Source organism: Pseudomonas sp. Marseille-QA0332 (genome assembly GCF_054950175.1).
On the sequence record NZ_CM143106.1, the window covers coordinates 2866722 to 2881516 of the forward strand.

Below are 14795 nucleotides of genomic sequence, written 5' to 3' on the forward strand. Positions count from 1 at the left end.
GATGAGGTATGCAATGACACCCTGGCTGACGGTGGTGGGTATCGGAGAAGACGGTTTCAGCGGCCTGGGCAAGCAGGCCCGACGAGCGTTGCTGGGCGCCTCGCAGGTCTTTGGCAGCTCCCGCCAGCTGGACTTGCTGCCGCGTTGCGTGAGCGCGCGACGCCTGGCCTGGCCAAGCCCGTTCTCCCTCGCTGCGGTCCTGGCACTGCGCGGCGAACCGGTATGCGTGCTGGCCAGCGGGGACCCGATGCTCCATGGGGTCGGGGCCAGCCTGGCGCGCCAGGTCGGCAGCGACGAGATGCAGGTGTTCCCCGCGCCGTCGTCCTGCACACTGGCCGCCGCGCGGCTGGGCTGGGCGCTGCAGGATGTGCCGGTGGTCTCGCTGGTCGCCCGTCCGCTGGCGCTGCTCAATGCCCAACTGTTCGACGGCAGGCGTCTGCTGCTGCTGAGCAACGACGCTGGCAGTCCTGCCGCCATCGCCGGGCTGTTGCGCGAACGCGGCTTCGGGCCGAGCCGGATGCATGTGTTCGAGCACCTGGGCGGCGCTCTCGAACGTCACCTGCAAGCCAGCGCCGAAGACTGGCCCGATGAACCGGTCGCGGCGCTCAACCTGGTGGCCCTCGAATGCCGGGCCACGCCTCACGCAGCCTTGGCCTCGTTGGCTTGCGGCTTGCCCGACAGTGCCTTTCGCCACGATGGCCAGCTGACCAAGCGGGACATCCGCGCCATCACCCTGGCACGCCTGGCGCCACGCCCGGGCGAACTGCTCTGGGACGTGGGCGCAGGCTGCGGTTCGATCGCGATCGAATGGATGCGTGCCCACCCCAGCTGCCGGGCCCTGGCCATCGAAGCCGACGCAGGGCGCCAGGCGCTGATCGAGCACAACCGCGATCAGCTCGGCGTGCCTGGCCTGCATCTGGTCCGGGGCAGCGCGCCACACGCTCTGCAGACGCTCGAGCGTCCCGATGCCATCTTCATCGGTGGTGGCGTCACCCGCGAAGGCGTGTTGCCCCTGTGCTGGGAGCGGCTGCGCCCCGGCGGGCGGCTGGTCGCCAATGCGGTGACCCTGCAGAGCGAACTGACCCTGGCCCGCTGGCGCGAGCTGCACGGCGGCGAGCTTACTCGCCTGCATGTCGCCCAGGCCCAGCCACTGGGCAGCTTCGACACCTGGCGTCAGGCGTTGCCGATCACCCTGCTGGACGTGGTGAAGCCAAGCGATGCGTGAGGAAACCCAGGAACGCGCCGCGCCGCTGCGCAGCGGCCTGACCACCGGCAGCTGCGCGACGGCCACCAGCCTGGCGGCGGCGCGCCTGCTGCTCACCGGCCTGAGCAGCGATGCCGTGCGTATCACCCTGCCCAAGGGCCGGCAGGTACAGATGCGCCTGGAGTTCTGCCGCCGCGCCGGCGAACAGGCCGAGGCCGGCACCTTGAAGGATGCTGGCGACGATCCGGATGTCACCCACGGTGCCTTGCTCTACAGCCAGGTGCGCCTGACCACGACGCCCGGCATCCGCTTCCTGGCAGGCGAAGGCGTAGGCACCGTGACGCGCCCCGGGCTGGTACTGGCGGTGGGGGAGCCGGCGATCAACCCGGTGCCCCGGCGGATGATCAGCGAACACCTGCAGCGGCTGGCCGACGAGCATGATCATGCGGGGGGCTTCGAAGTCACAATCAACGTTCGCGACGGCGAACGGTTGGCGCTCAAGACCATGAATCCGCGCCTGGGGATCATCGGTGGCCTGTCGATTCTCGGAACCAGCGGCATCGTCAGGCCGTTCTCCTGCGCCGCCTATATCGCCTCGATCCAGCAAGGCATCGACGTGGCCCACACCAACGGCTACCAGCATATTGCCGCATGCACGGGCAACGCCAGCGAGGACACCATGCGCCGGCTCTACGACCTGCCGGAGATCGCCCTGATCGAAATGGGCGACTTCGTCGGCGCGGTGCTCAAGCACCTGCGCAAGGTGCCCGTGGCTCGCCTGAGCCTGTGCGGCGGTTTCGGCAAGATCAGCAAGCTGGCCGCCGGACACATGGACCTGCACAGCCGGCACTCGAGCATCGACCTGCCGCAACTGGCCGAATGGGCAGCCCAGCTCGGCGGCGATAGCGCGCTGCAAGCGGCCATCACCCACGCCAATACCAGCCAGCAGGCCCTGGCGCTTGCCCATGCGGCGGGCATCGGGCTCGGCGACGCGGTCTGCGCCCGGGCCCTGCAAGTGGCCCGTGGCGTGGTGCCGGCGGCAGTGCGGGTCGAGGTCTTCGCCATCGACCGCCAAGGGGGCGTCGTCGGCCAGGCGGCTGGGCGATGAGCCTGCGCATCCTGCTGCTTGGCGGCGTCGCCGAAGCGCTGGCCATCGCCCGCCGTCTCGGCCCCCAGCATGTCTACAGCCTGGCCGGGATCGGTCGGGTGCCGCAAGACCTGGCCTGCCAGGTACGGGTCGGTGGCTATGGCGGTGCCGACGGCCTGGCCGCGTACCTGCGCCAGGCTGGCATCGGCCTACTGGTCGACGCCACTCATCCGTATGCCGCACAGATCAGCCGCAACGCAGCCCAGGCCGCGGCAGCGCTGGGCATTCCCTGCTGGGCCCTGCGCCGCTCTGCCTGGAAGCCGCAGCCGGGCGACGACTGGCGCGAAGTCGCGGACTGGGCGCAACTGAGCCAGGCCCTGGCCGTCTTCCGGCGCCCTTTGTTCACCCTCGGCCGGGAACCCCTGCAGCACCTCGAGCAGATCCCGACGCACCAGTTCTGGACGCTGCGTGCCCTCGAGGCTTGTCCCGGCAATGCCCGCTGCGAAGTGATCGGCGCACGGGGGCCGTTCCGTATCGAAGATGAACGCATGCTGTTCGAAAGCCGACGGATCGACGTGCTGGTCAGCAAGAACAGCGGTAGCAGCGCGACCGAGCCGAAGCTCGAGGTCGCGCGTGAACGGGGTGTCCCGGTGCTGGTGCTCAGCCGACCGCGGCTGCCTGAGGTAGACCGGGAATTCTTCGAGGTCGAGACGCTGTCGCACGCGCTGGGGCTTTAGGCATGCGGCCTGGCAGGCGGATCGACGCCTGCGGTGAAAGTGCCTACAAGCCATCGGGACTCGCCTGAATGGCTATCGGCCTTTACCCTGCCATACACTTCGCTCCCCCACATGGAAAGTCCCCTATGGAAATGCAATGGTGGGTCTGGCTGGTCTTCGGCTTCGCACTGATCGTGCTCGAGCTGGCCCTGCCGACCTTCTTCATCCTCTGGTTCGGCATCGGGGCCGTGCTGGTCGCGCTGGTCGCCCTTGCCGTGCCGAGCCTGCAACTGGACCTGCAGGTCCTGCTCTGGGTACTGCTGTCCTCCATCACCACCGCGGTATGGTTCAGGCTGTTCCGGCGCATGCGCCCGGATACACGCTGGACCGCCGACCACGTCCTGGGTGAGGTCGGCCTGCTGACGGTCGGCGTTTCGCAGTTCCGCAAGGGCCGGGTGCGCTTCCAGAAGCCGATCCTCGGCAATGAGGAGTGGGTCTGCATCGCCGACACCGAGATCGCCCCCGGCGAGCGCGTCCGGCTCGCCGCCATCGAAGGCAACATCGCCCGGATCGTCCGGGCCGAAACCGCTACAACAGGGAATCCAATGCCATGACCAGTCTCATCGTCGTCTGCACGCTTGCCCTCTTCGTCCTGATCACCGTCTTCAAGGGGGTACGAATCGTGCCCCAGGGCGAGGAATGGATCGTCGAGCGCCTGGGCCGCTACCACAGCACCCTCAAGCCCGGCCTGAACATCGTCATTCCGTACATGGACGTGGTCGCCTACCGCCTGCCGACCAAGGACATCATCCTCGATGTCCAGCAGCAGGAGATCATCACCCGCGACAATGCGGTCATCGTCGCCAACGCCCTGTGCTTCGCCAAGGTCGTCGATCCGCAGAAGGCTTCGTACGGCGTGCAGGACTTCTCCTTCGCCGTCACCAGCCTGACCATGACCTCGCTGCGCGCTATCGTCGGGGCCATGGATCTCGACGAGGCGCTGTCCAGTCGCGAGCAGATCAAGGCCCGCCTGCGCGATGCCATGTCCGAACAGACGGAGGACTGGGGTGTCACCGTGCGTTCGGTAGAGATCCAGGACATCAAGCCTTCCGCCAACATGCAGATGGCCATGGAGCGCCAGGCCGCCGCCGAGCGCGAACGCAAGGCCGACGTGACCCGTGCCGAAGGTGCCAAGCAGGCTGCCGTCCTCGAGGCCGAGGCACGCCTGCAAGCGGCCAGGCTGGATGCCGAGGCGCAGGTCAGCCTGGCCGAGGCCTCGGCCAAGGCCATCACCCTGGTACGCGAAGCGGTGGGCAGCGAAATCACGCCAGCCATGTACCTGCTGGGTGAACGCTATATCGGCGCGATGGAAACACTCGCTGGCAGTGACAATGCCAAGATGGTGGTGCTGCCCGCCGACCTCCAGGAAACCGTGCGCGGCCTGATGGGGCGCGGCAAGCCTGCCTGAGGCCAACGCGCTTGCCCTCGAGCGGCACGCAACACCCGGGTGCGGCAGTTCACCGCACCCTCGGCTTTTTACCTATACTCGGGCTTACAATAGCCGCCTGATTCCTGACCGGATCTCTCCATGCCCCCACGTCGGCACATTGCCTGGATAGCCTGCCTCGCGGTGCTGTTCAACCTGCTGGCCATGCCGCTATCTTGCGCCGCGCCGAAAAGCCCGACGCAGCAGCTGCTGTGGGGGGCCTTCTGTTCCAGCACGACGGGCAAGGCCAAGGCCGATCTCCAGGCCCTGGCCAAGATCGACCTGAGTCAGCAGCATGACGAGCATGCCCAGGTGCAGCACTGCTGGTGCTGCCTCGGCGGCCCGCCAGCGCTGGCCCTTTCCAGCCAGCCAGCCCAGGTGCGTGGCCCGCCTTCGCACTCGCAGGTGCATGCTCCGCCACCCCTTGCCAGCCAGCCCACACCGCGCCAGCTCTGGCCGGCACTCAATCCCAGGGCGTCTCCTCTGGTCTGAGTTCACTCGACACGTGCCGTGAACCTCGATCGACTGGAGAACCCCTCATGCTCAAGTACCGGGCCATACTGGCCGCCCTGCTGCTGCCCAGCGCCTTTGCCAGTGCTCATGAATATACCCAGGGCGAACTGCACATCGCCCATCCGTGGTCCCTGGAACTGCCCCCGAGCGCGCCCAATGTCGCCGCCTATTTCGTCGTGCACAACAATGGCAAGCAGGACGACCGTCTGCTCGGTGTCGACAGTCCGATCAGCAGCGATGCACAGCTACATGCCCATGTGCAGGACGCCAGCGGCACGCTGAAGATGCAGCAGGTGGCGAGCGTGCCGGTCCGGGCCGGCCAGGACCTGGTCTTCGCACCCGGCGCCTACCATGTGATGCTCATGCAGCCAGCGGATCGCAGCCAGCTGGGCGACGGCAAGCGCTTCCCGTTGACACTGCATTTCGAAAAGGCCGGCGACATCACCGTTCAGGTCCTGGTCCAGAAGCAGCCGCCTGTTGGCCAGAACGGCCAGGTCCACACGCACTGAGTCCCGGACGATACTGGCCATGAGCCTGCCACGCAGTCGCTTCGCCCGCCCTGCTCGCCCTGAACGCAAGCGTTCCGGTGGTGGCTGGCTGAGCCTGTTCGCCATGTGGATGCTGTTCATCGGTCCGCTGGTTTCCCAGTCGATGCCGATGAATCATCACGCCGGCATGGACATGCTCATGGCCATGCCGGCCGCGCACCATGCCGAGGCGTCCGATCATCACGGCCACTCGCACGATGGCCAGTTGCACGTGCTGTGGGAAAAGTGCGGTTACTGCAGTTTGCTGTTCAACTGCCCGGCCTTGCCGCAAAGCCTCAGCCCGCTCGGCACCAACGCCGTACCATGCCCAGCCTGCCCAGCCATCGCGACCTTGCAGGGTCATGCCAGGCAGGCCGTGTTCCCTGGAGCCCGCAGCCGCGCCCCACCCCATTCGATCAGCACCTGAGCGCCTTCCTGCCTGCCCTGCAAGGGCCGGCTCCCTCATGACCGATCGATTGGAATGATTATGTCCGGCTACACCTGTCTGCCTGCTCCATCCCTGCGCGGGACCCTTGCCTTGCTTTGTGGCTCGCTGCTGGCCCCGCTCGCCGCCGTGGCGGCCGATGCTGGAGAGCAGCACCGCCCAAGCGACCTCAAAGAACTGCGCCCAACCGTGATCACCGCGCTGCCACCCAGCTCGCCGCTGACGGTGACCACCAACCCCAAGGACCCTCGCCAGCCGGTACCGGCCAGCGACGGTGCCGACTACCTCAAGACCATCCCAGGCTTCTCGGCGATCCGCTCGGGCGGCACCAATGGCGACCCGGTCCTGCGCGGCATGTTCGGCTCGCGCCTGAACATACTCACCAATGGCGGCCTGATGCTCGGCGCCTGTCCCAACCGCATGGACGCCCCCACGTCCTACATATCGCCGGAAACCTATGACCGACTGACCGTCATCAAGGGTCCGCAAAGCGTCATCTGGGGACCGGGCGGCTCGGCCGGCACCGTGCTGTTCGAACGTGAGCCGGAGGTCTTCGGCGAACTCGGCAGCCGCATCGATGCCAGCCTGCTGGTCGGCTCCAACGGTCGCCTGGACAAGCTGCTCGATGTCGCGGCTGGCAACAGCCAGGCCTATGCACGTTTCGTCGGCAACCAGTCGCGCGCCGATGACTACCGCAATGGCCGTGGCGACGATGTGCCTTCGCGCTGGGACAAGTGGAACGGTGACGTCACCCTTGGCTGGACCCCGGACGCCGAAACCCTGCTGGAGCTGACCGCCGGACGCGGCGATGGCGAGGCACGCTATGCCGGGCGCGGCATGGACGGTTCGCAGTTCAAGCGCGAGAGCCTGGGGCTGCGCTTCGAGAAGTCCGGCCTCGGCGATGTGCTGGACAAGATCGAGGCGCAAGCCTGGTACAACTATGCTGATCATGTGATGGACAACTACAGCCTGCGTCGCCCCTCCGGCAGCGGCATGATGGGCATGCCGATGGTCAGCAATGTCGATCGCCGCTCCTTGGGCGCGCGTGTCAAGGCCACCTGGCGCTGGGCCGACCTGCAGCTGATCGGCGGCCTCGACGCGCAGACCAACGAGCACCGCAAGCGTGGTGGCATGGGCATCGACGCGCACCGAGGCCAGCCCTGGACCAAGGATGCCGATTTCCATGACTACGGTGCCTTCGCCGAACTGACCTGGTACGCCACGAGCGAAGACCGCCTGGTCAGTGGCCTGCGCCTGGATCGCGCTTCGGCCCGGGATTTTCGCCAGGCCAGCGCCACCGGCGGTGACACCCGCGCCGACAGCTTGCCCAGCGGCTTCGTGCGCCTGGAGCACGACCTCGCTTCGCTGCCGGCCACGGCCTACCTCGGTATCGGCCATGCCCAGCGTTTTCCTGACTACTGGGAACTGTTCTCGCCCAGCCAGGGGCCTGCCGGCTCGCGCAATGCCTTCGACGGCATCAAGCCGGAAAAGACCACTCAGCTCGACCTGGGCGTGCAGTACCGTGGCGAGCGCCTGGATGCTTGGGCGTCCGCCTATGCCGGTCAGGTACGCGACTTCATCCTGTTCGACTACCGCACCAGCATGATGGGCATGAGCAGCTCGCAGGCACGGAACATCGATGCAAGGGTCATGGGCGGCGAGTTCGGCGCAGGTTACAAGCTGTCGGACAATTGGAAAGCCGACGCGACCCTGGCCTACGCCTGGGGCAAGAACAGCAGTGACGGCAGGGCGCTGCCGCAGATGCCGCCACTGGAAACGCGCCTTGGCCTGACCTACAGCCAGGATGCCTGGAGCGCCGGCGCCTTGTGGCGGCTGGTGGCGGCGCAGCATCGCGTCGCCGAGAACCAGGGCAACGTGGTCGGCAAGGATTACCAGGACAGCGCCGGCTTCGGAGTCTTCTCGCTCAATGGCGCCTACAAGGTCAACAAACAGCTCAAGCTCAGCGCCGGTGTGGACAACCTGTTCGACAAGACCTACGCCGAGCACCTGAACCTGGCTGGCAATGCCGGGTTCGGCTATCCGGCCAACGATCCCAGGCCCGTCGACGAGCCCGGGCGAACCTTCTGGACCAAAGTCGACCTGAGTTTCTGAACCCGCATCAGGCGCGGCCATTGGCCGCGCCTCCTGGCCACTATCGGAGCGTTCCATGAACGGTTCACGGATTTCCTTCTACAACCTGGCGTGGCGCTGGCATTTCTATGCCGGGCTGTTCGTCGCGCCCTTCATGATCCTGCTGGCCATCACCGGGATCATCTATTTGTTCAAGCCACAGCTCGACCCGCTGTTGTATCGCGACCTGATGGTAGTCGAGGCCGGCCACCACCGGCTGGAGGCCGATACCCTGATGGCCAATGTGCACCAGGCATATCCGCAAGGGCACATAGGGCAGTACCTGCCTGCCATCGATGCCGGGCGCAGCGCGCAGTTCGTGGTACATGACCATGGGCGCGAGCTGAACGTGTTCGTCGACCCGTACAGCGGCAAACTGCTTGGCGAACAGGACAGTCAGTACAACCTGCAAGCCATCGCCCGCGCCTTGCATGGCGAGCTGATGGTCGGGACCGTCGGTGACCGCCTGGTGGAGCTGGCCGCGGGCTGGGGCATCGTGCTGGTGGTGTCGGGCCTGTACCTGTGGTGGCCGCGTGGGCGCGGGCGTGGCGGCGTCCTCTGGCCGCGCCTGTCGGCGCGCGGCAGGCTGCTGTGGCGTGACCTGCATGCAGTGAGTGGCTTCTGGGGGGCCGGCCTGCTACTGCTGATGCTGCTCAGCGGAATGACCTGGACCGGCCTCTGGGGCAAGCAGTACGCCGACCTGTGGAATCGCTTCCCGACAGCCATGTGGAACGCCGTACCGGCCTCGGATCAACAGGCCCGCGAGCTCAATCATGCCCATCGCCAGACCGTGCCCTGGGCCATGGAGAACACGCCGATGCCGCAGTCGGGCGCGCATGCCGAACACATGGGGCAGCACATGATGTCCAGCGCCCCGGCAGCCCCGCAGGTGAGCCTGCAGCAGGTGCAGGACATCGCCACGGCCAGTGGCGTCGAGCCGGGCTACAGCATCACCCTGCCGACCACCGCAGAAGGCGTGTTCACCATCGCCGTATTCGCCGATGATCCGCGCAACGATGCCACCTTGCACGTCGACCAGTACACCGGCAAGGTCCTGGCCGATGTCCGCTGGCGCGACTACGGCGCGGTCGCGCGTGCCACCGAACTGGGCGTTATGCTGCACGAAGGCAAGATGTTCGGGCCGCTCAACCAGATCGCGGTATTGCTGGTATGCCTGATGATCCTGCTGGGCGCCACCAGTGGCCTGGTGATGTGGTGGAAACGCCGCCCTGTCGGCGGCCTGGGCGTTCCTCCTTTGCGGCATGACTTGCCACGCTGGAAGACCGCCACGGCGGTGATGCTTGCGCTTGGCCTGGCCTTCCCGCTGGTAGGTGCGTCGATGCTGGTGATGTGGGTGGTCGACAGCCTGTGGGTACGACGCAAGGTAGCGATCGAGGCTTGAGCCTGGGCTGTTCGCGGCCGTCCCGGCCCGGGCGGCGACGAGCAGGCTGCCGCGCAAGGCTTTTCGGGATCCGCCTGGGGTCTTCGGAGCCGTCTGGGACTCGCGGAAACCCTTCGGGCCGATGCGCTCGAGCCTGCCCTGCCGCAGGCTTGCCGGGCATTGCCCGGCAAAAGTCGAGTCGATCTGTCACGCCCCGAATTGGTACGCTCGTGTTAGCCTGTACGGCTTTCTCGCACAACAAGACTGACCCTCCATGGAATGCAGCCAATGACCAGGACTTCCTCCAGCCCAGCTGACGACCAGCACCTGCAACGCAACCTGACCAACCGCCACATCCAGCTGATCGCCATCGGTGGCGCGATCGGCACAGGCCTGTTCATGGGCTCGGGCAAGACCATCAGCCTGGCCGGCCCATCGATCATCTTCGTCTACATGATCATCGGCTTCATGCTGTTCTTCGTCATGCGCGCGATGGGCGAACTGCTGCTGTCGAACCTGAACTACAAGTCGTTCATCGACTTCTCCGCCGACCTGCTTGGCCCCTGGGCCGGTTACTTCACCGGCTGGACCTATTGGTTCTGCTGGGTGATCACCGGGATCGCCGATGTGATCGCCATCGCCGCCTATACCCAGTTCTGGTTTCCCGAGCTGCCCCAGTGGCTGCCCGCGCTGGCCTGCGTCGGCGTGCTGCTGTCGCTGAACCTGATCACCGTGAAGATGTTCGGCGAGATCGAGTTCTGGTTCGCGCTGATCAAGATCATCGCCATTCTCGGGCTGGTCGCCACCGGCCTGTACATGGTGCTCATCGGCTTCGAGTCGCCGAACGGGCGAATCGCGAGCCTGGCCAACCTGTGGAACGACGCCGGCATGTTCCCGCATGGCCTGATGGGTTTCTTCGCCGGTTTCCAGATCGCCGTGTTCGCCTTCGTCGGGATCGAACTGGTAGGCACCACCGCCGCCGAAGCCAAGGATCCCATGCGCACCCTGCCACGCGCGATCAACTCGATCCCGGTGCGGATCATCGTGTTCTACGTGCTGGCCCTGGTGGCGATCATGGCCGTCACGCCATGGCGCGACGTGGTGCCTGGCAAGAGCCCGTTCGTCGAGCTGTTCGTCCTTGCCGGGCTGCCCGCCGCGGCCAGCCTGATCAATTTCGTCGTGCTCACTTCGGCCGCCTCCTCGGCCAACAGCGGGGTCTTCTCGACCAGCCGCATGCTCTACGGACTGGCCCAGGAAGGCGACGCGCCGAAAGCCTTCGAGAAGCTCTCGCGCCGCAGCGTACCGGCCAACGGGCTGTATTTCTCCTGCACCTGCCTGCTGCTCGGGGCCGCGCTGATCTATGTGATTCCCAACCTGGTCGAGGCCTTCACCCTGGTGACGACCGTGTCGGCGATCCTGTTCATGTTCGTCTGGTCGCTGATCCTGCTGTCGTACCTCAGATACCGCAAGCAGCGCGGCGCCTTGCACCAGGCCTCGACCTACAAGATGCCTGGCGGGCGTTTCATGTGCCATGTCTGCCTGGCCTTCTTCGCCTTCATCCTGGTATTGCTGAGCCTCGAGGACGATACACGCAAGGCACTGATCGTCACGCCGCTGTGGTTCCTGATCCTGGCCATCACCTATCGCTTCGTGCGAGCCAGGCGCATCAGCCGGCGGGCAGTGCCGCAATGACCGGACAGGGCCAGCCACGCCTGGCCCTGCCTGACGCCGATACGCTCATCGAACTCGCGAGGTTCTGTCATGCGCTACCAGATTCGTGATGCCTTGGCCGAGGATGTGCCCGCCATCCTGGCGATCTACAACGACGCCGTACGCAACACCACGGCGATCTGGAACGAGACCCCGGTCGACCTGGCCAACCGCCAAGCCTGGTTCGAAGCCCGGGCGGCGCACGGCTATCCGATCCTGGTGGCGGTCGACGACAGCGGCGTGCTGGGCTATGCCTCGTTCGGCGACTGGCGACCGTTCGAAGGGTTCCGCTACAGCGTCGAACATTCGCTGTACGTGCGCGACGACCAGCGAGGCAGGGGCTTGGGGTTCGCGTTGATGCAAGCCTTGATCGAGCGGGCGCGGGGTCGTGGCAAGCATGTGATGGTGGCTGCCATCGAACGCGGCAATGCGGCCTCGATACGGCTGCATGAAAGACTGGGGTTCGAGGTGACCGGGCAGATGCCACAGGTCGGGGTGAAGTTCGGGCGCTGGCTGGACCTGACGTTCATGCAGCTGGTATTGACGCCGGGAGCCGTGCCAATGTGAGCGGCCGCAGCGGCCTTGGGTCGCTGCCGGCCAGAACATTCCTGCCCGTGCCAGGTACAGCCGGCAGCAGTGCTCATCTGCAGATCCTGAGGCTGCTGCTCAGCCCATCGCGGCCGGGACGCCGTACCGGCCGCAATGGCCCGCAACACGGGCCAGGATCTGCCAGGCGACCACCGCTTTCACCTCGCTGGCACGGCTGTATGCACCCGTGGCGTCGGACTGGTCGTGATGGCTAGGCTGCACCCGCGTCCTGCCTGCACGCTCTGGTCATGCCTGGATAAACCGTCCCAGGCGCTGGCGCAGCATGACGTTCTCGCTGCGCAGTTGCCGTACTTCCTGCAGCAGCTCCATCGCCAGGGCCACACCCTCCCACTCCAGTTCCAGTTCCTGGCGCAACTTGGCCGCGCGCCTGGCCAGAAGCGGCGCCTGATCGTCGAACAACCATTCGTCGGGCGTTCGTCCCGACGGTTCGACGATGCCGTGTTCGACGATCTCGATCACGCAATCGGCCGTGAGGTCTGCCTCCTGGCAAAGGGTTCGCATGTCCAGCTGAACGATCAGGGTGCTGCTCATGATCAACTACTCCATTGAGTCCTCGGATTGAACGCGGCCTTCTCGGCAAGCTTGCTCCACAGTTCCCGGGTACTGGCGTCGGAATGGCTTGGCATCACCACCTTGAGCTGCGCATACAGATCGCCGCGCTCGCCCTGCTTGTTCGCCAGCCCCATGCCCTTGATGCGCAAGCGCTGGCCGCTCTGGCTGTCGGGGCGAATGGTCAGGTTGATCCGGCCGGTCAACGTCGGCACCGCCACCTTGGTGCCCAGCGCCGCCTCCCAAGGAGCCAGGGGCACGGTGATGATCAGGTCGTGGCCCTCGACATCGAACAAGGGATGCGGCGCCATGCGGATGGTCATGAACAGGTCGCCATTGGCACCTCCACCGATACCGGGCGCCCCCTGCCCCTTGAGGCGGATGCGTTCGCCGTCGGTCACGCCGGCAGGAATCCTGACGTTCAGCGTCCTGGTGGTGAACCCGCTGCGCTGGCCATTGGCGTCGAACTGCGGCACCTGGAAGCTGACCTGCTTGGACTCCTTGCTCAGGGTTTCCTCGAGGAAGATCGCCAGTTCCAGTTCCACGTCCTGCCCTCGCCTGCCCGCGCTACGTTGCTGAGCACGACCGAAGGGGCTGCCGCCACGGGCGCCGAAGATCGAGCTGAAGAAATCCGAGAAATCGCCGTTCTCGAAACCGCCGCCGCCACGCCCTTCCCAGCCTGGGGGCGCCTGGAACGGCCGGCCATGCTGGCCGCCGTACTTGCGGATCTCGTCGTACTCGGCGCGCTTCTCCGGGCTGCCGAGCACCTCATAGGCCTCGTTGGCCTCCTTGAACCTGTCCTCGGCGTCGCGTTCCTTGCTGACGTCGGGATGATACTTGCGCGCCAGCTTGCGGTAGGCCGCCTTGATCGCCTTGTCATCGGCCGTGGGCTCGACGCCAAGTATCTTGTAGTAGTCTTTGAAGTCCATTTAAGGGCTCACCCTCGAAAAATGTGCGTTGCAACTGAAGATAGGGGTCAAGCATAGCCTTTCCAAGGTGTGTCTGGCTGCGTCGCAGCGCAGACGATCGGTCTTGATTCTGCGAGCCACTGGCATACACTGCGCGGCCGTTTTGCCTCCGGAAGCTCTTCCCATGCCTGACCCAACCCCGGCCCGCGCCTGCGGCATCGACTTCGGCACCTCCAATTCGACGGTCGGCTGGTACCGTCCCGGCGTCGAGACGCTGCTCGCCCTGGAGGACGGCAAGATCACCCTGCCCTCGGTGGTCTTCTTCAATCTCGAGGAACGCCGGCCGGCCTATGGTCGCATGGCGCTGCACGAGTACCTGGAAGGTTACGAAGGCCGGCTCATGCGTTCGCTCAAGAGCCTGCTCGGTTCCAAGCTGATCAAGCACGATACCAGCGTGCTGGGCACGGCATTGCCGTTCAAGGACCTGCTCGGCATGTTCATCGGCGAGCTCAGGCAGCGTGCCCAGGCCAATGCCGGACGCAGCTTCGACGAAGTGGTGCTGGGGCGTCCGGTATTCTTCGTCGACGAGGACCCGGTCGCCGACCAGGAAGCCGAGGACACCCTCGCCGAAGTGGCGCGCAAGATCGGCTTCAAGGAAGTCTCTTTCCAGTACGAACCGATCGCCGCGGCCTTCGACTACGAGTCGGGCATCAGCCGCGAGGAGCTGGTGCTGATCGTCGACATTGGTGGTGGGACCTCGGACTTCTCGCTGGTACGCCTGGCGCCGGAGCGCCACCTGCTCGACGACCGCCACGGCGACATTCTCGCGACCGGCGGTGTGCACATCGGTGGTACCGACTTCGACAAGCAGCTCAGCCTGCAGGGCGTCATGCCACTGTTCGGCTACGGCAGCCGGATGAAGAGCCAGGCGCTGATGCCTACCAGCTACCACCTCAACCTGGCCACCTGGCACACCATCAACAGCCTGTACTCGCAGAAGTCACAGCTGTCGCTGGGCAGCATGCGCTACGACATCGAGGACACCGTGGGCATCGATCGCCTGTTCAAGCTGATCGAGCAGCGCGCCGGACACTGGCTGGCCATGGAGGTCGAGACGAGCAAGATCGAGCTGACCGAGCAGCAAAACCGCTGCATCGACTTGCGAAGGATCGAACCCGACCTGGCCGTCGAGCTGACCCGGCCTTTGTTCGAGGATGCCATCGAAGGGCTGCTGCAGCGCGTGCGCGGCAGTGTCGGCGAGCTGCTGAGCAAGGCTGGCATCGGCCAAAGCCAGGTCGACACGGTCTTCTTCACCGGCGGATCGAGCGGCATTCCGGCCCTGCGCCAGAGCATCGCGGCCATGCTGCCCAATGCCCGTCACGTCGAGGGCAACCGGTTCGGCAGCATCGGCAGCGGCCTGGCCATCGAGGCTCGCAAGCGCTACGGCTGAGACGGCAAGCGGCAAGCGGCAAGCGGCAAGCGGATCGCGCCGCTCTTGCAGATGGCGCAATCTGCTTGCAGCTTGCAGCT

The 14795-nt window shown here is 65.9% G+C and carries 15 protein-coding genes; 13 read left to right on the forward strand and 2 right to left on the reverse strand.

Features of this window, described 5'->3' with window-relative positions:
* Positions 1-13 precede the first annotated feature (13 nt).
* From cbiE to ACY8GK_RS13375, 12 genes are all read left to right on the forward strand, one after another.
* Entirely contained in the window at positions 14-1225 is a 1212-nt protein-coding gene (gene cbiE, locus ACY8GK_RS13320; RefSeq protein ID WP_196176097.1) for a precorrin-6y C5,15-methyltransferase (decarboxylating) subunit CbiE, read from the forward strand.
* Positions 1218-2312 (forward strand): cobalt-precorrin-5B (C(1))-methyltransferase, encoded by a 1095-nt coding sequence (locus tag ACY8GK_RS13325; RefSeq protein WP_462401424.1) that lies wholly within the window; start codon positions 1218-1220, stop codon positions 2310-2312. The genes cbiE and ACY8GK_RS13325 overlap by 8 nt, the downstream gene beginning before the upstream one ends.
* Complete coding sequence (locus tag ACY8GK_RS13330; protein ID WP_196176094.1) at positions 2309-3028, forward strand: cobalt-precorrin-6A reductase; 720 nt, start codon at positions 2309-2311, stop codon at positions 3026-3028. Before ACY8GK_RS13325 ends, ACY8GK_RS13330 begins: the two co-directional genes overlap by 4 nt.
* 125 nt (positions 3029-3153) lie before the next feature.
* Positions 3154-3621 carry an NfeD family protein gene (locus tag ACY8GK_RS13335; RefSeq protein WP_196176092.1) on the forward strand — a complete coding sequence of 156 codons (468 nt, stop codon included), beginning with the start codon at positions 3154-3156 and terminating at the stop codon, positions 3619-3621.
* Positions 3618-4475: an SPFH domain-containing protein gene (locus ACY8GK_RS13340; RefSeq protein ID WP_196176089.1), complete on the forward strand. Its 858-nt coding sequence runs from the start codon at positions 3618-3620 to the stop codon at positions 4473-4475. Before ACY8GK_RS13335 ends, ACY8GK_RS13340 begins: the two co-directional genes overlap by 4 nt.
* A 120-nt stretch (positions 4476-4595) precedes the next feature.
* Entirely contained in the window at positions 4596-4985 is a 390-nt protein-coding gene (locus tag ACY8GK_RS13345; protein WP_462401425.1) for a DUF2946 domain-containing protein, read from the forward strand.
* A 47-nt stretch (positions 4986-5032) separates the two neighbouring features.
* Positions 5033-5515, forward strand: a complete 483-nt coding sequence (locus ACY8GK_RS13350) for a copper chaperone PCu(A)C (protein WP_462401426.1) — start codon at positions 5033-5035, stop codon at positions 5513-5515.
* Positions 5516-5534: 19 nt separating this feature from the next.
* A complete protein-coding gene (locus ACY8GK_RS13355; protein ID WP_462401427.1) occupies positions 5535-5960 on the forward strand; it encodes a DUF2946 domain-containing protein in 426 nt (141 codons plus the stop codon).
* Between the two features lie 60 nt (positions 5961-6020).
* Positions 6021-8090, forward strand: a complete 2070-nt coding sequence (locus ACY8GK_RS13360) for a TonB-dependent copper receptor (protein ID WP_462401428.1) — start codon at positions 6021-6023, stop codon at positions 8088-8090.
* Between the two features lie 55 nt (positions 8091-8145).
* Entirely contained in the window at positions 8146-9510 is a 1365-nt protein-coding gene (locus ACY8GK_RS13365; protein ID WP_462401429.1) for a PepSY-associated TM helix domain-containing protein, read from the forward strand.
* 267 nt (positions 9511-9777) lie between these two features.
* Complete coding sequence (gene cycA, locus ACY8GK_RS13370) at positions 9778-11181, forward strand: D-serine/D-alanine/glycine transporter (RefSeq protein WP_196176078.1); 1404 nt, start codon at positions 9778-9780, stop codon at positions 11179-11181.
* Between the two features lie 69 nt (positions 11182-11250).
* Complete coding sequence (locus tag ACY8GK_RS13375) at positions 11251-11766, forward strand: N-acetyltransferase family protein (protein ID WP_462401430.1); 516 nt, start codon at positions 11251-11253, stop codon at positions 11764-11766.
* 267 nt (positions 11767-12033) lie between these two features.
* On the opposite strand, the gene ACY8GK_RS13380 is transcribed toward ACY8GK_RS13375, so the two are convergent.
* Both ACY8GK_RS13380 and cbpA read right to left on the reverse strand, forming a co-directional pair.
* The gene (locus tag ACY8GK_RS13380) at positions 12034-12339 is read right to left on the reverse strand and encodes a chaperone modulator CbpM (RefSeq protein WP_196176074.1); all 306 of its coding nucleotides are present in this window, start codon (positions 12337-12339) and stop codon (positions 12034-12036) included.
* A gap of 2 nt (positions 12340-12341) precedes the next feature.
* Positions 12342-13286, reverse strand: coding sequence for a curved DNA-binding protein (cbpA, locus tag ACY8GK_RS13385; RefSeq protein WP_196176072.1), 945 nt, complete (start codon positions 13284-13286; stop codon positions 12342-12344).
* Positions 13287-13449: 163 nt separating this feature from the next.
* Here cbpA and ACY8GK_RS13390 point away from each other — a divergent pair, with 163 nt between their 5' ends.
* On the forward strand, positions 13450-14715 hold the full coding sequence (locus ACY8GK_RS13390; RefSeq protein ID WP_462401431.1) for an Hsp70 family protein: 1266 nt from the start codon (positions 13450-13452) through the stop codon (positions 14713-14715).
* Positions 14716-14795 lie beyond the last annotated feature (80 nt).

Coding starts and splice junctions, on each gene's coding strand:
- ACY8GK_RS13360 (WP_462401428.1), top strand. CDS start 6,021: ATGTCCGGCTACACCTGTCTGCCTGCTCCATCCCTGCGCGGGACCCTT.
- cycA (WP_196176078.1), top strand. CDS start 9,778: ATGACCAGGACTTCCTCCAGCCCAGCTGACGACCAGCACCTGCAACGC.
- ACY8GK_RS13340 (WP_196176089.1), top strand. CDS start 3,618: ATGACCAGTCTCATCGTCGTCTGCACGCTTGCCCTCTTCGTCCTGATC.
- cbpA (WP_196176072.1), bottom strand. CDS start 13,286: ATGGACTTCAAAGACTACTACAAGATACTTGGCGTCGAGCCCACGGCC.
- ACY8GK_RS13335 (WP_196176092.1), top strand. CDS start 3,154: ATGGAAATGCAATGGTGGGTCTGGCTGGTCTTCGGCTTCGCACTGATC.
- ACY8GK_RS13355 (WP_462401427.1), top strand. CDS start 5,535: ATGAGCCTGCCACGCAGTCGCTTCGCCCGCCCTGCTCGCCCTGAACGC.
- ACY8GK_RS13365 (WP_462401429.1), top strand. CDS start 8,146: ATGAACGGTTCACGGATTTCCTTCTACAACCTGGCGTGGCGCTGGCAT.
- ACY8GK_RS13330 (WP_196176094.1), top strand. CDS start 2,309: ATGAGCCTGCGCATCCTGCTGCTTGGCGGCGTCGCCGAAGCGCTGGCC.
- ACY8GK_RS13375 (WP_462401430.1), top strand. CDS start 11,251: ATGCGCTACCAGATTCGTGATGCCTTGGCCGAGGATGTGCCCGCCATC.
- ACY8GK_RS13390 (WP_462401431.1), top strand. CDS start 13,450: ATGCCTGACCCAACCCCGGCCCGCGCCTGCGGCATCGACTTCGGCACC.
- ACY8GK_RS13325 (WP_462401424.1), top strand. CDS start 1,218: ATGCGTGAGGAAACCCAGGAACGCGCCGCGCCGCTGCGCAGCGGCCTG.
- ACY8GK_RS13350 (WP_462401426.1), top strand. CDS start 5,033: ATGCTCAAGTACCGGGCCATACTGGCCGCCCTGCTGCTGCCCAGCGCC.
- cbiE (WP_196176097.1), top strand. CDS start 14: ATGACACCCTGGCTGACGGTGGTGGGTATCGGAGAAGACGGTTTCAGC.
- ACY8GK_RS13345 (WP_462401425.1), top strand. CDS start 4,596: ATGCCCCCACGTCGGCACATTGCCTGGATAGCCTGCCTCGCGGTGCTG.
- ACY8GK_RS13380 (WP_196176074.1), bottom strand. CDS start 12,339: ATGAGCAGCACCCTGATCGTTCAGCTGGACATGCGAACCCTTTGCCAG.